This window comes from Novisyntrophococcus fermenticellae (assembly GCF_018866245.1).
Taxonomy (GTDB): Bacteria; Bacillota; Clostridia; order Lachnospirales; family Lachnospiraceae; genus Novisyntrophococcus; species Novisyntrophococcus fermenticellae.
Genome location: NZ_CP076458.1, coordinates 2,002,469 through 2,023,067 on the forward strand (window position 1 = coordinate 2,002,469; position 20,599 = coordinate 2,023,067).

Here is a 20,599-nt window from a genome sequence, read left to right on the forward strand (position 1 = left end):
CTGCTAATTGTTTTTGTGTATGATATTATCTGTTATTACTGCTGCCCAGTCCATTATCCCTCTTATCCCTCTTCCTTATATATATTAGAAAGCCTTCATCAGCTCCTCATAAGAAATCTTTCCCAAGGTGAATTTTTCGAGTGCTATATGTTTTTTTTCCGCTGAAGTATTCACCCTATTATGACATTTATCAACTAACTCTTTTTCATTTATTAATGGTTCATATATATCTTCTTTTTTATGATACGCTTCATAGTATCTTATACCAAATATTCTCTGTGACATAGCATTGATATGGATACCGTCCGGGTTAGATGTAAGTCCCTTAGCAGTAACATAATAGCAATTTTCTTTACTCTGTGCATATTTTTGAAGTTCTTTGTTAATGCGTTGATATTCCACACAGCCTGCACCAAATGCAGCCTTACCCAAATAATCGCCCAAACCTCCGATAAGAAACGGAACATCAGGTATGGATAATTCGCTTCTTATTTCATTAAAGATTCTTAATATTTTTTCATAGTATCCTTTGTGTTTTCCATCTTGACTGTCACTTTCCCCCTGATGCCACAGTATTCCTGCCAATTCGCTATCTTTCATTGCAAACTTAGCTTCATTTATTGCGTGACGAAATAATGTACCATCTATTGACCATTCATCAATGGTGCTTCCACCTTCTGCACAGGGAATAAGGCCAATTTTTTCTCCCTCATTATCTCCACACCAAGCCTCTGCAAATGATGCCGCAGGACCTACGCCTGCAACCGGTCTGTCAAAATGAATGGGTTCAGTCATCATTTGCCATCTGCCATTTCGCAGCATCATAATTCTCTCATTATAAATCGGAGGTACTTCATTTATAAATCCACGACCTGCCATATTTGATTGTCCAATTAGTAAAAATGACTCCATTCTTTTCTCCTGTCTGCTTAAAGTTCATCAAACACAAAATAATCCATCACGGACGTTTCGTGAAATCCACAGGAATTGTATATACCCAGAGCCGCTGCGTTTTCAGAGGCAACCTGGCACTACCTGTCCTGCATTTTGATTGTATCATAAATGTTTTTATTTCACAGATATTTAATCAAAATCATCTTCATATCGCTTAAAGAATTCATAGTAGGTACGGACATTTTTCAATTGTGTCCACTTCTTTACATCTACCGGGACTTCATCAAGGTCATAAATTTTAGCCCCTTTGATAGCTAAAAGAAAGGGGGAATGAGTGGATATGATAAACTGACATCCAAAGAACCTTGCAGAATCATCAATAAACTTTACCAGTTCCTCCTGCCGGTTGGGTAAAAGGCTATTTTCCGGCTCGTCCAGAATATAAAGTCCATTTTCTTCTATCTTCTCTGTAAAATATCGAAAAGCACTTTCGCCATTTGAGTACTCTCTGATATTATCGATTAATCGGGACCGGACAAACTTTGATTGAGTTTTACGCTTCGCACTGTTTACCATTTGCAATTTTTCAAAATCATGGATAGAATGAACCTGAAACTGTGCATATTTCATTTCTAAATAATCCTGAAAGATCTCTTCTCTTTTCCGGTCGATACCATCATTCATGCTGCGGACATTGAGCATATAGTCAAATACATCATCACTGGTTATAATCCTGCTGTTATCCGGTATTTTCGTTCTTATATTTATCCGGCACAGCTTCAGATACTCTAAGAAAAAACTGGATTTGTTATAATTTGACTCTCTTTTCACGTTTGCTTTTTCCGCAATTACATTTAAAGCAGTTGTTTTTCCTGAGCCATTCCCTCCATATAAAATAGTAATCGGTTCAAAATCGATTTTCGAAAGGAAATTTTTTGATAGAACTTTAAAAGGATAAAAAGAATCATAACAGGTTCTTTTTTCGGCCCAAAATACAGAAGTCTCTTCATCATCATCGGGGAATGTAACCAAATCTATGAATATCATATTAATTTACTGATTCCTTTCTTTCTTAATAGGACTCTCGATAAATATTTTAGAAATGAGCATAGGCACCTTTTGTATAATGGCATCAAATTCAAATGTTTTAAGATTCACACGGGCTTCCTTTCTTATGAAAAATCTGTGAAATTCCTCATAATTCATAGCCGATTGCCTTTAACCACTTTATAATATTCTCTGGTGCAGCGATACCATTTTTCAAATGCTTTTTGGCAATCAAGTGGAAACACCGTGTCATGCCTGTTTTTTCGTTCACTTGCATCAAACATTGTCATGTTATAATTATCATAATCACGAACCTGCAATGTCTCAGCGGATATGACTGTCCTTGTAGGTCCCAAGAACCTTTCCAACAACCCTTCATAAGCCTTAAATTTCACATCATATCCTACTATGGGAATCGCTTTTGACTCCCAAAGTGTAGCAAAACATCTCCAACTGATTGCTCCGGTGATGTAATTGCTATGTCACTAACAGTTCTGTTCGTTTCTCGTAACATATCACAACTTTTTGCAATACGATATCTAATCACATAAGCATTCGGTGTTTGCCCAACATATTTATTGAACAACTCACAGCATTTACTTCTACATACAGCTCCAGAACCCGCAATATCACCAAGAGTTATCTTTAAATCATAATATTGATGAATAAATTCTGTCATTTTCAAAACAGTTTCTCGAAACTCTTCATTTATGTGATGCCTGGGCACTTGTTGAATGTGATCTGCAATATTTGCACAAAGGGATACGGCCTGAGATAGCAAACGTATTATATTCGGACTTCCACTATGCATATCATCATAAATGCTACTCATGATATACATAGTTTCTTTTTGCCACTCAATGTGAGGGTTGAGTAATATAAAATCATCGCTGTCTGAGCCAAATTTCTGATTCACATATCGTCTCATATCTTGAGAATTTTCAAAAAGCAATGCAGGATGAATAACAACAGCAATAAATGAACAGTTTTCTTTATCTGCAGAAAACCCATAATGCATACGCTTACTATTAATAAAAATACCATTATGAGAATCTATATGCACAATTTCTCCATTCACGAAAAAATCCATTTTCCCATCAAGTATAAGAATAAATTCCAAATCCGGATGCCAATGACATGTGGCGGCATATCCATACCGAACAAGTTGGTCTTTATGAACATACATAGGAAAATCTGGTGTATTATAATGCAATCGTTCTGATGAATCAGAAAATATTTCTAATGGCAGACTCATAATATCACCTCGAAAATAAAATACAATTTTGATATAATTATAAAAGATATTTAAAGAAATTCCAAGTATAATCTGATACAATTTTGATAGATATTCTACTAAAACCACCTATTAAAATAATTAATTGAAAATTCAATATATATAGGAGATGAAGCTTATTATGACAAATAAAGAACGAAAGGAAAAAGGATTGGTGTATCGTTACGATGATCTATCCCTTTTAGGAAACCAATTCTTATTTCAAGAAAAGCTCTATGAGTATAACCACACTCGCCCAACTGAAACAGAGAAGCGGCAGCAATTATTAAAAGAAATCTTTGCCGAGATAGGGGAAGATTGTCACGTTGAAATTCCACTAAATGCAAATTGGGGTTGTAAACATGTACACTTTGGCAAAGGAATCTATTGTAATTCAAATGTTACTTTCGTTGATGACGCCGATATATATGTAGGCGATAATTGTCTGATTGCCCCCAATGTAGTAATTTCTACTTCCGGACATCCTATATTACCTGTTTTGAGAGAGCATCACTATGTATACAATCTTTGTGTTTATATTGGGAAAAATACCTGGATTGGTTCCGGAGTTCAAATCATGCCGGGTGTGACAATAGGTGATAATTCCGTGATAGGAGCAGGAAGTGTTGTAACAAATGATATCCCCTCTAATGTAGTTGCATTAGGGATCCCGTGTCGAGTAGTTCGTGAAATTGGGGAAAAGGACAGAAAATATTATTTTAAGAACAGGGAGTTAGATGTATGGGAGTGATATTAAAATAGGGGATTATCTCCGTAAATAGCTTTTATTCGATAATTAAATTTAAGTGGTAGGAAGGTCTTTTAGAGACCTTCCTGCCTTGGTTATAATTTTCCTTGTGTAAGCTCCTGGATGTATCGACTCCATAATTTTTAGATTCTCCAATATGGCGGATCCATATCGTTCTTTTCCCATAGCGCCGGGCATGGTCACATCTCCTCCCTCGTCAGTTTCTTCATCCAATGTCCATAATTTGTCTTGATAAAGACCGGAATACATTTGAATATCTGATCTGAATTCAAAGCGGCCAGGACAAATATCGGATCAGCCTGTTTTACAAATGCCAGGTAGCAGGACACCGGAATAACGATTCCCCAGCTGCTGATAATGTTCATAAGCAGAATAAATGTAGGACTGCCACCTCCTTTTATGATCCCTTCACTGGTTGGCATCTGATATCCCATCCCAATATAGATAACACTCATCAAAATCAGAAACTGATTCGCCAGCTTCTTTGTCGCAGGTGAAATGTTATAAAAGTTTAGTACTGGAATTCGTATCATATAAAGAATCAAAGCTCCAACTAGTGCTATTATAAAAAATGCAGTCTGCAGGTTTTTTGATGTCTTTTTAACTGCCTGCTCATCGCCTTCTCCAATTACTTTTCCGATCATGACTCCTCCGGCAAGTGCAGTTCCAGTTGCGGCCGCTTTCACCATCAAGAAGATATTTGAAGAAACTGCATTTGCGCTGAGTGCCGTGCTGCTCATATTTCCCAGTATCACCGTCTGCAAAGCTGAACTTATACTCCAAAGCACAGCAGTGCCCATAAGTGGAAGCAGACATTTTATATAATCCTTCATAAGTCCGGGTGTAATCACTGATATATGATGTCTTGGAATCTCAACCTTATTCATCGTATAGATCACAACGATCAAAAACTCAACAATACGCGAAATCAGTGTGGCAATTGCAGCGCCCTTGATACCCATTTCCGGAAAACCTGCCTTGCCAAAAATCATCAGATAATTAAAAAAACCATTTGTACATAATGCAGCCACTGACACCATAAAACCAATCTTGACAATCTCCCGACTTCTGAGGAATCCAAGCAGTATCGTAGATATCACAGAAAATATATATGTGATTCGTATAATAGCCAGATATTTCTCTGCCTCAGACAGAATCACTGTATCCTTTGTAAACCATGATAGAATTGGCTTGTCAAAGATACTGACTGCTGTAAACATCACAATGCAGACCACAAGCCCAGTTCTTAAGGCACAACGGGCGATATCCTGATTCTGTTTTTCTTTTTTTGCCCCCCAATACTGACTTCCGATAATAACTGCAGCTTCTGCAAGTGCTGTGACTGCCTGCTGATAGACAAACTGTATCTGATTAACAATCGAAGATCCGGCCATTGCAGGTTCACTGTAATGAGCCAACATTACATTGTCTAATAAATTTACACTTATGGTTACCACATTTTGAAGTATAATAAAAAAACTAAGTTTCAAAAAGGTCTTATAAAAACCTGAATTTTGATGTTGTAACATTATCTCTCCTCGTTGTGACAGGTGTCGGGCTACATTCTCATGTTTGTTCGGGTCTCAAGTTAATGCTTTTTTTATGCAAGCATGAAAAAAGCATTAACTTTTGTTCCTGATATCATATTATCTATCCAGATAATGTTGAGTAAACGGGAACCCATGACGAGCTCCACAGCCCTAAATACCAAAAGTTCCTTACCGATAAGCTGCCTATTTCCGTCAAAACGGCATCTTGACCTCCAGTGGGTAGTGAAAAAAGCTGCTTTGGAGTTAGATTGCAAACAGGGGAAAATGAAAATCCGAAACTGCGTGTCGCGGCCTACTGCCGTGTTTTCACCGGCACCATGGAAAGCGAATTCATGCTGTGCATCCTGAGCGGCCTCGCCGCAGAGAAATCGGTTTCCATCTCTCAGAACAGTAAAACAGATGTATTCCCATCACATTAAATGATTATACCAGACTTTTCATATATCCAAGAAATGCGTCATACTGTGTAACTGAAAGTGTTGGCAACTCAACGTCTGGCAGTCCAAGCCGATCTAAAACACTTTTCCGGATATTTACACTGCCTCTCTGCAGTTCCTGCGTAGAAACACTTTCACCTGATTGAAGCTTTTCAGCGAGCATTGAATTAGCTACAACCGTCGTCGATTTCTCGTCTATTACGCGGAACTTTTGGGCAACTGTTTTAAACTTAAGCTGTCGGTCGGCCTTACAGATTTCTTCTGATAATTTTCCGGACATCATACATTCCTGACGAAACGCTTCTGTAACAGCCTCAGTTACAGACAGTCCTAAAAATTCTCCAGAAGAAATCATTTTTTTAAATACGCTTTTAGAATCCTGAAATATTGAATTGCAATTAAAATTGTCTTCTGTAACTGTAAATGCAACCAAAGCTGCGTCTTCATAATCCTTTTCACAGTTTCTGCGGATACGACCACCCAACTGAACATAGCTTTGTAGAGAGCGAAGCTGACAAAAGCCATAATGAAATGAAAATTCCAAACCGCATTCTACAAAACTGGTAGCCACTAATGTCCACTCTTTCGAATAATTTGATTTTGGACACAGTCTCCTCTGCACTTCTGCAATCGTGCGTTCTCGATCCTCCGGTGTTAGAGCGGTCGAGAGATGCAAGACATCATATCCGTGCTGGCACAGAAATTTAGCGAAATAGGCAGCAGATTGAACAGTGTCCAGCACGACAATTTTCGAGCCATGATAATGATTCAGATATGCCGCAAGTTCTGCCGCTCCGTGAAAATGAGGAACATCATTATGCCATGCGTGCAGATTAATTCTTGACTGCTCAAAGTTATTCAAATTTTTTGAAGCTCTTGGCGGCAGCAAAGGTTCGGCTTGGCATGGCGACTGCTTCTGAAACGCAGGATGCTCCCAAAATTTCACCGTTGTGGCGGAGCACATACAGATGGAACAGCTCCATTGATCAACGAGTTTGGTGATCCATTTCCACGCTGGCAGCATTAAATTGACAGGCAATGCGGCATGGTATTCGTCAAAAAGGATACCGCTGCCCGGAAGCTGGTGGAGCTTTCGCAACTTTGCCGGCAAGTTGCTTGCCAGCGTTTCAAAAAACTGCACCGCTGTGGTTACGATAATTGGCGCTGTCCAAGTTGTTGCCAGACGTCTGTGTTCAATATCCTCAAAATCCGCTTGATGATGATGTTCGGCCACGATTTCTTCAGGATTTTCTCCATCCAGCACGACAGCTTTTCTCAGGACTTTCACCGTTTGAGAAATGATGCTAGTGTATGGAAGCACAATAAAAATATGTCTTAAATGGTGCGACTGTGCCACCTGAAACATATGTGCCATAACTGCTATGGTTTTTCCCGTGCCAACCGGGCTGTCACAATACTCCACAGCTGCATTTGTTTCGGCATTTCTACAAGTCTGATAAAGAAGAGTGCGCAGACGGTTTCGTTCATTATTCTGGTCAGTGCGGTTTTGCAAATTTTGAATGTACCTGTCCAATTGTTGGATCCGTTCTTCCCAACGAGGTTGTGTGCCCGTCAGTGACTCCCCAGCAGTATCCGAATAGTCTGCGTCTCCCAAACAACTAAGCAGCATTCTATATTCCAAAGCCGAGAGTCCTATGGCCTTTTTATCAGCAGCTTTCAGAGGGCTATTCATTTCTTTGGCGTGAATCCGCAGATAATCAGGAAGGTGCTGCTCTGTGTCGTCCATAGCTGTTGGAAACCGAAAAGGATCATCAGCGCTTTTTTCATCCGGCATATCCGGCAAACCAGGGCGGTGATGCGAATACACCAAAGTGGCTTCCGGGCATTCCAATTTATCCTTTAGTAGATATTTTACACCTGCATCTCGATGCTCAATCGGCAGCCTTTTTGCTCGTTTCTTTCCGGAAAGAACATTCTGGTTTTCCAATGCCAACTTTCCAAGGTCATGGGATTCTGCCGCCGGGTAGAGAATTTCTTTATAACGTTCCAGCCTTTTTTCAGCAAGATACGGAGCCATCGCCGCCAGATTCTTCTTTACCTTTTCAATGACTCCGCTTATATGTTCACGATAGGTCTGTGCTGGTGTATCACCTCTGGCGCTGTGCGCAAGCGGAGTCATAGCATCTCCATCAGATCGACGACAGGAGCCGTTTTACCTGCTAATCTTTCATTAAGCTTCGTAATGCTTTGTTTCAGTGCCGCTTCGTCATAATCTTTCCACGACTTGGCCGGGTCAGTTTTGCCGTCAATTCGAACGGGAGTAAGCGCTTCAATAATTCGAAAATCATTGTAAGTTCCCCGAGCACGGTTATGCTCTACATAAAAAGCGTATCGAATATCAACCTGCGGACGAATATAAGAAGCAGTCTCTTTGTATGCATGAGGGATAAGCCGCAACAGCAGTGCAATATCTTTTTTTGTGCAATGCGTTTTCTGTGCCGCCGTGGCGTTGATGAAAAACGGCATGGCATACAGGCCATAAGATACAATTCGAAAAGCCAAAGGCGCCATACCCTTTCCTTTTCCTTCTTCAACAGGCAGCACCTTAGTCGTTGTCATCCGCTCAATGTTTACTGGATCAAGAGATACACCCAGTCCAAATTGTACCACGCCAGAAGTGATGAAAGAACCTTGCTCTACTTTCTTTTCTTCAAGAAACGTTGTGCCGAACACACGCACGTCCCAGTATTTTTCCAGTAGTTCTTCAGCAGACAAACTGCGGACATCAGAGCGTTTGGTAGTTTTGCTCTCTAAAATATCAAAACCATCTCTAGGTAGGTTAAGCTCATCAGCCAATTCCTGCCACAGCGGAGAATCTTTGTCCTGCACCAGATCACGCAATTTCCGTTTAAATGATACAGGAGAAATCTCTCCACGCCCGTCCTGCCGGGTTCTGGGATCACTGTCACGGTCAGGGTCACCATTTGGATTTGAATTGGTTACATCAATTAAAAGCAGGCCTGTTCCTCTATTGATCATTTCGCTCATTGCTGTTCCCCTCCTTAAGATTCGATTTGTCTGAAGAGCCCTGTTTTTTCTTTTCATATGGGATATCAGCTAAATAACCCAAAAGCACCTGAGCCTGATGGACTGGAGTAAAATGCTCTGGAAGCTCATCTTTCGTATTTACAATTTTTCTGCTGACCTCTTCAAAACGTGCGAGAATCCATTTTGCATAACCTGCATTCTCTCCGGTGGTACCCTGTGCCCATGCAAGATAAATTCTCATACGTTCGCGCAGGCGGTTAAGCCCTTCCACGGGATTCTCAGACGCAATCGACAGCATCTCATTTCCCATTAGCTGCGCTGGCAGTGAAGCTTGTTTATTTCCGCTGTTTCTAACCTGCACACAGTATTCTTTATGCAGCATGTCAGCCAATTTCAAGAACTGTCCTATGTTAAAAGGTGCATCCAACATATAATTCTCCTTTCTGGTACCAGATAAATAAAGCAAAATTGAAAGCAGTGACGCAAACATTGCAGCCTGTTTTGCTTGTGTTAGGAATTGCTTTGTAGACGGTAACGCGTAATCTGTAATCATTTGATATGCCGTATTGCCCAGAAGCCATTGGCTCTTTTGCACAGTCAGTTGGATAAAGCGGTTCAGCGTCTGTTTCTGATCCTTCTGTGAATTTGGCATATAAAGGCGATAGATCTCATGAAGCGATACATCGATCTGTTTCATTGATTTGCCAGCTCCTGAGCGTGTATAGTTTGTTTTAAACAGTTGGCAAATCTCACTGGGACCAGGGCAGATTGGCTTTACGTTTATGGTCTCTTTTCCTTTTTGAATCTTTATTTTTATAGGCGGCGTGTTTCGAGATGCAGTGTTCCATGTAAGCAAATTCTCGCGAAATTGTTCTGCCGTAAAAGCATTTTCGTACACAATTTGTTTTCGACCCGGATCCAAGGTTTCCAAAATAATTAAATTGATTTTCGTATTTTGGCTTTTTCGCATGACATCTTTCAGACTACCAATCACCTGTTTGCATAATGCTTCATAAGACGATTCAGCATTTTCCTGATAATCTTCTAAGTCGTCAAAATCGGACGGATTACCAAGGATCTTAGCTAATTGCGCACTATTTCGCGGGTCATCCGGAAGATAGGCCATCAGCAGGTTGGGCTTTTCCCGATTGCTGTCGCTCATTGGACACCATGTTTTATTTTTTCTGGAATCGTCTGTAAGAAACGCAACTGCGTTGTTAATATCATAAATTTCTTTTGCGCCAGCTTGAAAAGCGTCCGTACCGGTCATGGTATAACGTGTAAGACACGAAATATCGGATTTTTTAGAGTACAAATACGTAAGACCCAGCAGAGGAATATTAGGATTAGGATATTTGTTCCCGATTCCAACCGTCCGGTTGCCTGTGAAAGGGGAAATGACAGTCGTTTTTTGATTTTTGGAAGCTTTCGGAATCGACACGTTGTTAAGCAGCTCAATTAAAGCATTACGCGTTTCGGATGAAGCCACCAAATTGTTGTACTCTCCAACTGCATACATATCATAATACGTCATGCAGTCGGCAACAAATTTTCCCGTCTTGGAATTATAGGCGCCAATCAACAGCTCCTTTATTATATCAAGCAAGTCTCCTTGCTCGCACCGCAGGATTTCCTGGTGAAGAAGCTGTATAAGATGCTGTAAAAAAGCCGTCTGCTGCCCTTCGCGAGGAAATACCGTGATCAATTGTTTCAACGCAGCCAAGGCCGGCTGCTTCGAAAGTAAAACCGGATTTAATTGCTTCTCCGTCCACTCCGATATTTTAATATCATTGCATGACGTGTTTAAAGTGGAATAATCCAGTTGAGACAGCATCAATATTCTTTCGGACAGCTTTGCTTTTTTCCAATCATTATCATCTATTTTTTGACTCTCTTTCGGCAAAAGCAAAGGTTTCTTTACCCGAATTGCCGGAAAGCTGTTATGACACCCTTTGCTATGCTTCCAAAGCTCAGCAGTTTGCGTCTTCTGCAACAATCGAAGTCCACGAGGCATTCCTTTCTCATCAAGCTCAATGCAAAGACAATCTGCTTTGCCAACTTTACTTATATCTGGATGGGTTGTGGACTTCAGAAGGCCATAATGTTCCAACGATTGGCTGAGTTTGTAGAGCTCATTGATCATAGAACATCACTCCTCTGCATACTCTGACGTTTTGAATAAACATCGGTGATAAACTGCCATCCGTAGGGCGATCATACATCGTTGCAAGCATGGAAGGAATAATAAAGTCTATGGATTGGTCAGGCGCTGTATTTTCTCTCAGCGGTCCAAAATAAGAAGGGATAAATTCTTTCCATCCAAGAAAAGCAGTTGTATAAAACTGCCCTGTTTGCAGCCTTCTAAGAAATACTTCCTGAATTTTGTGCTGTGGATTGCTGCCATGGCGTGGCGCTCGATATGCTCTAACGATGCCATAAACTTTGTAGCACACATTTTCAAGAACTGTGGCGAACAGTTGAAAGTTTGGCGTTCCGCTTTTCCGCAGAGGGCCTCCGTAGTTGGTTGAATACTTATGAAATATAATTGGAAGGCAAATTTCAACTTTTTGAGGTTCAAAATAAGCTTCCTTGGACATGGCAACGCATTCGAATATGCTTTTTAATGCGGACTTTGTGGGTGCTGGATACGATACCGGGGATGAGCCCGTATCTGGCCGTGTGAACATGGCGGCAGGGCCAGCAATCTCGAAAGATGTAGGATATGCTTTTTCCACCATAAAATCACTCCTTTCTTTATTTCATAGGAACAGAAGCAAAAAATATTTTGATATTTTCATTATATATTGCTGTTTCTTTTGTGTCAATATAATTCAACAAACTAATACAACAAAACAAATGAATATAGTTGCTACGTGGGACATCTTATGGTATCATAATTTTTTAGGGAAGATCCCTGTGGATTGAAATATTTGTTTTGTTGTATTTAGTAAAGAGCTACCGGGCTGATGCGTTAACAATGCATCAACCCGGTCGTTAATTGCTCATAGTCACAAGTCTCATTATACTTGGTTCTTGTCTTTTGATAAAGTCTTGAATTTCTGACCATTGAGCCATTCTTGTTCAGCTCGCTTTGAGTCATGACGGTTAATCCATGCGTAGTATCCCGACTTTGAAACACGGAGGACGCTACACATCTTCGCAACCTTGTAATTACAGCGATTAGCCTGGATGAATAAGAATCTCTCTGTTATTTCAAATTCTTTGCGAAGTAGGCTGCTGCTTTTTTTAGTATTTCATTTTCCTCTTCAAGGTGTAAACGGCAAGTACTTTCCAGCAAAAAGTGGAAATTATTTTCCAGCGTTTTTTGGCAAATAAAATCCAGCACTTTTGCTTATAGCACTCCGTGGTTGAATTTTATGTATCGATTCGTTCAAATTCTCGGATTGTTTTTGCTAAGTTCAAGTGTCTAAAATCTGATTTACTTGCTTGTCTCTGAGATGACCGCTATACTGTCATTAGCACAGTATAGAAAAGGAAAGATCCCAGAGCACCTTCCTCACAAGACGTGTACTCTGGGATCACGGTTTTACAACCATGGTCATTATAACAGACTACACGACAACCTACAATGAGGAACAAAATATTTTTAATTGAAAGTAATGCCATATCCTATTGTCCTGTCTGTGGAGAACCTCTCGTTTACAGAGACTCCTGCGAGCGGGGCATGCTGCTGGAAGGACAGGAACGCCGCATTTACCTGATTCGCCGGTTGAAATGTTGTAAATGCAGAAAGCTTCACCGGGAACTGCCGGATTTTCTGGCTCCGTTCAAACAATACGCCGTTGAAATCATATCTGGTGTACTGGATGGAATCGTTACATCAGAAGATGAGGATTCTGTGGAGTATCCTTGCGAAAAAACCATGTTCCGCTGGCATCACTGGCTGGTTATCAATCAGCTTAGGATAAATGGATATCTGAAATCTATCGGATATCGTCTGTTGGGCTTTAGTGAGGAACTCCTAAACTCTGGCATGTCATTGCTTGCAGAATTACGAGGTTCCACCCCGGAATGGCTGGAGATCATTCTTCGGTTCATTTACAATTCAGGCGGCTTTCTGGTGTCTGCCTGAGCGATCTGTCTATGCACCGACTTTGTTTTGTTGCACAGGCAGGACGTGGTAAGGTTCTCCAAAAGGAGGATCTTATGATGCAGACAAACACAAACACCAGCTGGCAGGAAGAGCAGGCTCTGAACAGGTATCAGCTTATTGCCCCCCTGTTGGATGAATCACTGGATACTGCAAAACGTATTCAGCTAAGAGAGGACATCGCAGAGAAGAACGATGTGTCTTCCCGAAGTTTATATCGATGCGAATCCGCTTACCGAAAAGGCGGGTTCACCGGATTGAAGCCCAGGATCCATGAACAAAGGCGTTCACAAAAGCTCCCGGAAAACTTTGATGTGCTTTTGGAGCAGGCGATCCAGTTGAAACGAGAAGTGCCAAAACGCTCTATAAATCAGATCATCTACATTCTTGAACTGGAAGGACGGGTAGCTCCCGGAATCCTGAAGCGTTCCACATTGGAACGTTATCTGTATAAAGCAGGCTTTGGAGTCCGCCAGATGCAGATGTATCATGATTCCCGGCAGAGTTCGTCCAAACGGTTCTGCAAACCGCATCGTATGATGCTGTTACAAGGTGATATTAAATATGGTATGAAACTTCCTATTGGGAAGAATGGTGCAATGGTGCGGACTTATCTGTCATCGGCAATCGATGATCACTCCAGATATGTGATCCAATCCCAGTTTTATGACAATTAGCAGGAATCTATTGTAGAAGATACCTTCCGTAAAGTAATCCTCAAGGCCGGAAAATTTGATGCCTGTTATTTCGACAATGGTTCCCAGTACATTGCAAAGCAGTTAAAACTCTCTATGGGCAAGCTTGGCATTTCCGTTCGTTATGCGCCGATAAGAAGCGAGAAATCAAAGGGAAAATGCGAAAAGTTTCATCAAGTAGTGGATGCATTCCTCAGAGAAGCAAAAGTCCACAAGATCAAAACATTGGAAGAACTGAATCATTATTGGAACATTTATCTGGAGGAGTACTATCATAATTCTGCCCACGATGGCATTGCTGAGTACTACAAGAGTTTAAACAGTTCTGTTCCATCGGAAGGGATCACTTCGCTGCAGGAATGGGGGCGGGACACCAGACCACTTACTTTTATTGACACATCTGTGGTGGGCGAAGCATTTCTCCACCACGAAATGCGCCTGGTCGACAAAGGCGCTTGTATCAGTTTCCAGGGGCGGAAATACGAAACAAAGCCATCCCTGATCGGATGCCGGGTCGAAATTTCTTATGACCCGATGCATACAAAGATCATCACCGTACGATATCAGGGTGTAGAACCGTTTACCGCCGAACCGGTAAAAATAGGTGCCTTTTGCGATAAATCTCCTGCTTTGCCGGAATCCATGACGCCAAAAGAGACGGAAGCTTCCCGCATGTTGGAAGCATTAGAAAAAAAGCATGAGCAGACCCATCAGCGCAGAGCTGATGCCATCTCCTTTGGTGGATATAGAAAGGGCGGTGGCAGCAATGTATGAAAACTTTTATGAGATGCAGCATACACCGTTCGTACGGGATGTTCCAATTTCGAAGCTTTATGAATCCCCCGCTATGTCAGATGCCCTTGGGAGACTTGCCTATGCTGCAGATCGTCAGCTGTTCGCAGTGGTCACTGCAGATGCCGGATGTGGAAAATCCACACTGATCCGTCGGTTTGTTTCCAGCCTGTCAAAGGAAGAATACATCTTTTTGTATCTTTCAGATTCCAAGCTTACACCCAGATGGTTCTATAAAGGACTGCTGGATCAGTTAGGACTGGAATCAAAGTTTTACCGTGGAGACGCCAAGCGTCAGCTTCAAAAGGAGGTCGAAATCATCCGTGGTGTGCAGAAGAAAAAAGTAGTCTGCGTATTGGATGAGGCTCATCTTCTGGAAAAAGAGACCATTGAGGAGTTTCGGTTCCTGCTTAATTATAAATTTGATTCCATGAGTCCTATGTCATTGGTGCTTGTAGGGCAAACGGAATTGTGGGATAAACTTCGCTTACAGCGATATGCCGCTGTAAGACAGCGTATTGACATCAACTGTGTGCTTCCGCATCTGGATCGGGCAGAGACCGGAAATATATCCAATCACATTTGTCTTATGCTGGGGGGAAACAGAATATCTTCACAGATCATGCACTGGATGATATTTATAAGGAATCCACTGCGATATCAAGGCTGATCAACCGAATCTGCGAAAAAAGCCTGATGTATGCCAGCCAGCAGGGAAAACGTTTGATTGATGAGCATCTGGTCCGTTATACCATCGAACATGAAATGCTGGGAGGTGATATATAAAATGGAATTCATCTATCCATGCAAAAACGGTAACGAATCATGGAACGGTTCCATCAACGTACTCAGCGAATCAATACCATATGAATTCGAAGTCAATGCAAGAGGGAGCAACTTCCATCTGCTTGTAGGCAAACATGCTTACGGGAATTACCTCTGTATTCCTAATTGGGGAATCGGAACGGAATTATCGCACTTGTCAGATCAATTCTGGAATACAGAACGTCTAAAATCAGAGTATCCAGAGCTTTCAAATCCCGATGTTATCAGCATCGTGAATGCTTTGGATGTCATGCAGCATGGGCAGTTTGATGACAGCTCAGGAGGTCATTAACATCGGATACCCTTGTTACGATAAATAAGATCCAATCTATCAGAAAATCCAAGTTTATCCCAAAAGACATTGCCAATCTTATTCTCTCCAAAAACAACTAATGCAACTTTGTTTATCCCTTCTTCTTCGAGCGCCTGAATTGCACTTTTTGCCAAACTTCTTGCTATACCTTGATTTCTATAGTTCACATGTACCGCTGTATGATAGATAAATCCCCTGCGTCCATCATGCCCACACAATATAACACCAATAATTGTTCCACTATCTTCCGCCACAAAACATGTTGTTGGATTGCGCTCTAAATATTTTTCAATTCCTTCTTTTGAATCATCCAAGTTATTTAATCCCATTCCAGGTGTGTTGATCCATAAATGATAAACAGCCTCATAATCATTCATTGACATAATTCGTATATTCAAAGTTATACCTCCATTCCATCATAGGCAAAATATATTCCATCATACTCTTTTTGCAATTCCAAATAATCGTCATAGGATTTACCCCAATCTTCTTCAATATGAGTAATGATAACTTTTTTGATATGATACTTTTCCTTTAATGCTATAATTTCATCCATAACGAAAAGTTCATCTCTTAATGGATTGCCATGTTCCAATACGAACCCATTTTTCAATATATCTCCTATGATTGTATTTCCAATAATCAACGTATCTGTATTTTGAAATTTGTCATTTTCAGGGAATGGTTTTACATCGCATGGAGCATAAATTATCTTCTTGTCATCTTCGGTAAAAATAAATGTTGCAACTGATTCCTCAACATTTGCAGGAACAATTTCAATACAAACATTTTCTACTTTCAGATTATTTTCTTCATGTAGCGTTATCAAACCACAAGAAGCATAATACGCAAGTGCCGAACCATATTTTGTACCCTGCATTTTCAAATCATCCATTACCGCCTTTAAAGAAATGACCTTTACTGGATCATTGCACTTGATACCTATGGAAGAATTTAACCAATCCATTTTTAATTGTTCAAATAACCTCATTCCCATTGTATGATCTGGATCCATATGACTGTATAAAACATAATTTACATGGTCAATATTTCCATGATTTAGAGCATAATTAATATCTTCGGGAGTATCAATCAGAACTTTTCCATCTTCAATAAAGAGACTACACCCCGTTCTGGCATAAGGAAATCCCTTCTCTCTGGCTTCTGTGCAAACTTTACAACTACAGCATGGTTTCGGCGTACTGACGCATCCACCAGATCCTATTATTTTAATCTTCATTTTTGATATTCTCCCCTTTGTTTAAATTTTTCCAAACGAAAATGCCCTTCCTCATCCAACTGTTTCACATTATTTTTAAATCCATAACCAAATTTTTGATAAAAATCCACTGCTGTAATGGATGCTGGAATTTCCACCCGTTCTGCCCTTATAAATAAATCATCCTGTTCTAACGTTCTTATAATCGTTCGACCAATTCCTTTTCCATGAAACTCTGGCAATACAAATACGGTAAGCAAAATGCTTTCTGTTTCACTTCCCCAAAAACTTGATATGGAGCCTACACCAATTATTTTTTCATCTAGACAAAAAACATACATATGAGCATAACCGGCTACTCCCTTAACCCATTCTGCATCATGAGTTTTTACTATTTCTTGTATTGCATTCGGACTATAATCTTTACTGTTTACTTCCTTGAAATTTCTTATGATTAAGCCCGCAACTTCTTCTGCATCTGCTTCACAAAATCCCCTTGTCATAACAAGCACTTTTTCATACCCTACAACATCCATTAATTCATTAATCTCTTTTTTCCAACCACTTCTATAAAAACCGCATTTTTCGTAGAAATGACAATCTCTTTTTTCCTGTAAAATAGTTGCCAACCGCCATGTAATTGCTTTTGGGTAAAGCGCAATTACCTTTTGTATTGCTGCATATCCAATCCCCCTATTTTGATATTCTGGTAAGATAAACATTGGACTGATAGAAAATACACCCTCTTGTTTTTCTACTATCCTTACTCCCCCAACGAACTCATTCTGGAACTTTATCAGATAATAGTCGCTATTTTCCATTTGAATATATCTGATAACCTTTTCCATTGATTCTTTCACAGGACTTGTTTCATCATCATGGTACTTTTCGTATAAAGGTAAAAATGCCTCATATTTCATTTGATGCAGTAATTCTGCATCTTTTTCTGTTGCCAAAACCAATTCCACTGCTTCTCTCATAAATCCTCCTATTCCACCGCTAGTACTTTGATCACTAGTAATTAACGCAAAAATCGCACCAAACATTCCAATATGTCTGGTGCGATATCATTGCGAAATAGGATTTTTATAAGTTATAGGATCAACTATAATCAAAATCTACATACTCATCAATGCACAGACATATAAGACCTATCGCTTATAACTGTGCACCTTTCAAGGCTTAAGTTACAAGCAAATACGTCTATAATACATGTACATATATCTTCTTGAATGTAAGTTTTGATTCATTTGCGTTCTCCTAAATTTTTCTTCTATCCTACAACAGTAAGTATAAAATGTCAAACGTTATTCCTAATATTTATTCCGACCAGTTCATTTGATCATCTGGAATCCCTTGTTCCCTACAACGTTCACAGACTAGCTGTTTCTCTTCTTGATTTCCAATTCTGTATTTCAAAATTAAATCTTTAAAAACAACATACTTAATATGATCAGCTTTAAAATCTACAAACCAGTTTTCATTTGGTGTGTCTCCTGATTTCATCACTTTGGAAATTTCTTCAGGAAAGTCACTGTGTTTTGAAGAAAAAAATAGCACAGTCCAATATTTGGGATTTCCTCCTGTCTTCCACATCTCCACTTTTTTAATTTTCAATAAATCAAGAATGTTTTCATCGACTATACTTTCCTTGATTAGAACCCCTTCATACAATCCACTATTACCATCATTATCCAGACTCTTTCCGCAACTGGAAACTTTTTTTACACCTATAATATCTAATTCATCTTTTAATAACTCGTCAATGGAAACTTTAAATAATTTACTTAAAAAATTATTTTTTCTGTTTCTGGAATAGCAATATCAGATTCCCACTTTGTGATTGCCTGCCTGCTCACATTACATTGCTCCGCTAATTGTTCTTGTGTAAAACAATGTTCTTTTCGTAAATATTGTATTTTTTCTGCTAGTTTCATAATGACTCCTTTTCAATAAATTATTTTTTGATGTTTCTATTCTAGCAAAGACAATTTAGAGAAACCATCAACCCCGGAGTTCATTTATGCAACTTGTGGTTGCAGGAACTTTAAATAAACTTCATACCGCATTTCTAAAACAATTCATCCAAAAGAATATAATAGCGGATTTTATCCCAATCAGGTACAATATCCAATTTTTCGAATAATATATCTGCTCTAAATCCCTGATACTTCTTATCACAATATTTTCCTTCAAAATTATGTAAGAGACTTCGATAGCACAAAGCAATATCCTGCCATCTATCTGCAATTCCAGCCCTTCCCAAGTCAATATATCCAGAAATTTTTTTCCCTGACAAAAAAACATTCGGAAGACAAAAGTCTCCATGGGAAAATACAAGTTCCTCTTCTGGTCTATTTGTGATAAGCCACTTAAGTAGATGCTCTGGACTCTGAAATCCATTTTCGCCAAATGTTTCGAGTTCAACATTATCCATATCTACCAAATTGTTTTGAACATTATATTTTGCCATCTGTAATTTTTCATCAAGTCTATGCATATAAGTACAATTACTAATGTCAACTTTCCAAAGCATCTTAAGTCCTTCTGCTAAAAGATTTACTAGTTGCTCTGGATTTCTCATATATTGATCAGCACATGACATTTCACCAGGCACCTTGGTCATTAAAAGATAATTCTTATCATCAGTCTTTTCATACGCCAATATCCCTGGAACAGGTAATTTATCTTGCAACCATTTCATAACCTCATATTCGTGTTCCGATTCTTCACTTACAGTTTGAATTTTAAGTACTTTATCAATAAAAATTATAACTGTTGAATCTGACATCCCAACATCATCATAGGAAAAGCTTTCATTTCCAATCAGATTTTTAATTTTATCCGACAAAATGAACATACATTATCTTATCCTTCCAAATAATTATTCGCTTTCAACCACTGTATTGATTCTCTTAAAGCATCAACTGTTTTTGTCTCTACTACACACCTGCAATTATGCATCTTGGCTAAATCTAACCGCCCATTTAAGTCAATTTCACCTGTTCCAAGTGTCATATGATCTGACTTATTATTACCATCATGAATATGAAAATGTTGTAGCTGTTTTTCATGCTTTATAATAAAAGCCTCATCCTTGTTATCACAGGAATTTGAATGACCAATATCCCAAGTTAATGCAAATACATTGCTTTGCAATAGTAATTCGATTGCCTCTTTTTCATAATCCATAAATCCATCCGTATTTTCCATGCAAATATGGATATCATCATGACCAATTATCTGCTCACACATATCCCGGAAACCCGTTATACTTTCAAGATATGTCTCTCTATATTGCTCAAACAATTTTACTTTTCTATCTGGCAACGTAAAATGAACACCGTGATTCATATGCATATTAAGAATTGGTATCTCTAGTTTCTTTGCTATCTGAATCGTTCGTTTCACGGTTTCCATATATGCTTTTGCCACAAGAGGATTAAAATCACTAACATTTAGATTTTCATCTATATGGATTGTATAAAATAATTGATACTTATCTTTTAATCCTTTCAATTCCTCTATCTTTTCCAAATGATTTAACTGATACTGTGGCAAATTCATATTTAGTTCCACAAAATGCAGTCCTAATTCCTGACATAACACCATAGTTTCTTCTAACCCATTTAATTCTATTAATGTTGGCATTCCAAATATCATAG

The 20,599-nt window shown here is 39.3% G+C and carries 22 protein-coding genes and 1 pseudogene; 7 read left to right on the forward strand and 16 right to left on the reverse strand.

Annotated features, from left to right (window positions below; all coding sequences use genetic code 11):
• Positions 1-84 precede the first annotated feature (84 nt).
• The 3 genes from KNL20_RS09060 to KNL20_RS09070 all read right to left on the reverse strand — a co-directional run bounded on the left by KNL20_RS09060 (position 85) and on the right by KNL20_RS09070 (position 3,196).
• Positions 85-912, reverse strand: a complete 828-nt coding sequence (locus tag KNL20_RS09060) for a sialate O-acetylesterase (RefSeq protein WP_230397452.1) — start codon at positions 910-912, stop codon at positions 85-87.
• Positions 913-1,083: 171 nt separating this feature from the next.
• Entirely contained in the window at positions 1,084-1,941 is an 858-nt protein-coding gene (locus KNL20_RS09065) for an AAA family ATPase (protein ID WP_230397453.1), read from the reverse strand.
• A gap of 406 nt (positions 1,942-2,347) precedes the next feature.
• Positions 2,348-3,196 (reverse strand): AraC family ligand binding domain-containing protein, encoded by an 849-nt coding sequence (locus KNL20_RS09070; RefSeq protein ID WP_230397454.1) that lies wholly within the window; start codon positions 3,194-3,196, stop codon positions 2,348-2,350.
• Between the two features lie 160 nt (positions 3,197-3,356).
• Here KNL20_RS09070 and KNL20_RS09075 point away from each other — a divergent pair, with 160 nt between their 5' ends.
• Positions 3,357-3,965 carry a sugar O-acetyltransferase gene (locus tag KNL20_RS09075; protein ID WP_230397455.1) on the forward strand — a complete coding sequence of 203 codons (609 nt, stop codon included), beginning with the start codon at positions 3,357-3,359 and terminating at the stop codon, positions 3,963-3,965.
• A 197-nt stretch (positions 3,966-4,162) separates the two neighbouring features.
• On the opposite strand, the gene KNL20_RS09080 is transcribed toward KNL20_RS09075, so the two are convergent.
• Entirely contained in the window at positions 4,163-5,512 is a 1,350-nt protein-coding gene (locus KNL20_RS09080) for an MATE family efflux transporter (RefSeq protein ID WP_230397456.1), read from the reverse strand.
• A gap of 269 nt (positions 5,513-5,781) precedes the next feature.
• Between KNL20_RS09080 and KNL20_RS09085 the strand changes: the two genes are divergently transcribed.
• Entirely contained in the window at positions 5,782-5,952 is a 171-nt protein-coding gene (locus tag KNL20_RS09085) for a hypothetical protein (RefSeq protein WP_230397457.1), read from the forward strand.
• Positions 5,953-5,956: 4 nt separating this feature from the next.
• Here KNL20_RS09085 and KNL20_RS09090 read toward each other — a convergent pair whose 3' ends face one another.
• The 5 genes and pseudogenes from KNL20_RS09090 to KNL20_RS09110 form a co-directional block, all read right to left on the reverse strand.
• A complete protein-coding gene (locus tag KNL20_RS09090) occupies positions 5,957-8,110 on the reverse strand; it encodes a CRISPR-associated endonuclease Cas3'' (protein ID WP_268966516.1) in 2,154 nt (717 codons plus the stop codon).
• Positions 8,107-8,979 carry a type I CRISPR-associated protein Cas7 gene (locus tag KNL20_RS09095; protein WP_230397458.1) on the reverse strand — a complete coding sequence of 291 codons (873 nt, stop codon included), beginning with the start codon at positions 8,977-8,979 and terminating at the stop codon, positions 8,107-8,109. Before KNL20_RS09095 ends, KNL20_RS09090 begins: the two co-directional genes overlap by 4 nt.
• Positions 8,960-11,122: a hypothetical protein gene (locus KNL20_RS09100; protein WP_230397459.1), complete on the reverse strand. Its 2,163-nt coding sequence runs from the start codon at positions 11,120-11,122 to the stop codon at positions 8,960-8,962. Before KNL20_RS09100 ends, KNL20_RS09095 begins: the two co-directional genes overlap by 20 nt.
• Positions 11,112-11,717 carry a CRISPR-associated protein Cas5 gene (gene cas5 / locus KNL20_RS09105; RefSeq protein ID WP_230397460.1) on the reverse strand — a complete coding sequence of 202 codons (606 nt, stop codon included), beginning with the start codon at positions 11,715-11,717 and terminating at the stop codon, positions 11,112-11,114. The genes KNL20_RS09100 and cas5 overlap by 11 nt, the downstream gene beginning before the upstream one ends.
• Positions 11,718-12,002: 285 nt before the next feature.
• Positions 12,003-12,250, reverse strand: a pseudogene (locus tag KNL20_RS09110) (IS3-like element ISDha6 family transposase); the annotation flags it as partial.
• Between the two features lie 318 nt (positions 12,251-12,568).
• On the opposite strand from KNL20_RS09110, the gene KNL20_RS09115 reads away from it, so the two are divergent.
• The 5 genes from KNL20_RS09115 (at position 12,569) to KNL20_RS09135 (ending at position 15,694) form a co-directional block, all read left to right on the forward strand.
• Positions 12,569-13,072, forward strand: coding sequence for a DUF6431 domain-containing protein (locus tag KNL20_RS09115; protein WP_230397461.1), 504 nt, complete (start codon positions 12,569-12,571; stop codon positions 13,070-13,072).
• Between the two features lie 74 nt (positions 13,073-13,146).
• Entirely contained in the window at positions 13,147-13,767 is a 621-nt protein-coding gene (locus KNL20_RS09120) for a helix-turn-helix domain-containing protein (RefSeq protein ID WP_230397462.1), read from the forward strand.
• A 114-nt stretch (positions 13,768-13,881) separates the two neighbouring features.
• Entirely contained in the window at positions 13,882-14,559 is a 678-nt protein-coding gene (locus KNL20_RS09125) for a Mu transposase C-terminal domain-containing protein (RefSeq protein WP_230397463.1), read from the forward strand.
• A complete protein-coding gene (locus tag KNL20_RS09130) occupies positions 14,483-15,247 on the forward strand; it encodes an ExeA family protein (protein ID WP_230397464.1) in 765 nt (254 codons plus the stop codon). Before KNL20_RS09125 ends, KNL20_RS09130 begins: the two co-directional genes overlap by 77 nt.
• A gap of 117 nt (positions 15,248-15,364) precedes the next feature.
• Complete coding sequence (locus KNL20_RS09135) at positions 15,365-15,694, forward strand: DUF6618 family protein (protein WP_230397465.1); 330 nt, start codon at positions 15,365-15,367, stop codon at positions 15,692-15,694.
• On the opposite strand, the gene KNL20_RS09140 is transcribed toward KNL20_RS09135, so the two are convergent.
• From KNL20_RS09140 to KNL20_RS09170, 7 genes are all read right to left on the reverse strand, one after another.
• Entirely contained in the window at positions 15,691-16,113 is a 423-nt protein-coding gene (locus tag KNL20_RS09140; RefSeq protein WP_230397466.1) for a GNAT family N-acetyltransferase, read from the reverse strand. The genes KNL20_RS09135 and KNL20_RS09140 overlap by 4 nt on opposite strands.
• A 2-nt stretch (positions 16,114-16,115) precedes the next feature.
• A complete protein-coding gene (locus tag KNL20_RS09145; protein WP_230397467.1) occupies positions 16,116-16,955 on the reverse strand; it encodes an MBL fold metallo-hydrolase in 840 nt (279 codons plus the stop codon).
• Entirely contained in the window at positions 16,952-17,914 is a 963-nt protein-coding gene (locus tag KNL20_RS09150) for a GNAT family N-acetyltransferase (RefSeq protein WP_230397468.1), read from the reverse strand. The genes KNL20_RS09145 and KNL20_RS09150 overlap by 4 nt, the downstream gene beginning before the upstream one ends.
• Positions 17,915-18,254: 340 nt before the next feature.
• Positions 18,255-18,608: a hypothetical protein gene (locus tag KNL20_RS09155; RefSeq protein ID WP_230397469.1), complete on the reverse strand. Its 354-nt coding sequence runs from the start codon at positions 18,606-18,608 to the stop codon at positions 18,255-18,257.
• A 113-nt stretch (positions 18,609-18,721) separates the two neighbouring features.
• Positions 18,722-18,871 carry a helix-turn-helix domain-containing protein gene (locus KNL20_RS09160; RefSeq protein ID WP_230397470.1) on the reverse strand — a complete coding sequence of 50 codons (150 nt, stop codon included), beginning with the start codon at positions 18,869-18,871 and terminating at the stop codon, positions 18,722-18,724.
• Positions 18,872-19,005: 134 nt separating this feature from the next.
• A complete protein-coding gene (locus KNL20_RS09165; protein WP_230397471.1) occupies positions 19,006-19,794 on the reverse strand; it encodes an APH(3') family aminoglycoside O-phosphotransferase in 789 nt (262 codons plus the stop codon).
• 8 nt (positions 19,795-19,802) lie between these two features.
• Positions 19,803-20,597: a sugar phosphate isomerase/epimerase family protein gene (locus tag KNL20_RS09170; RefSeq protein ID WP_230397472.1), complete on the reverse strand. Its 795-nt coding sequence runs from the start codon at positions 20,595-20,597 to the stop codon at positions 19,803-19,805.
• Positions 20,598-20,599: the final 2 nt, after the last annotated feature.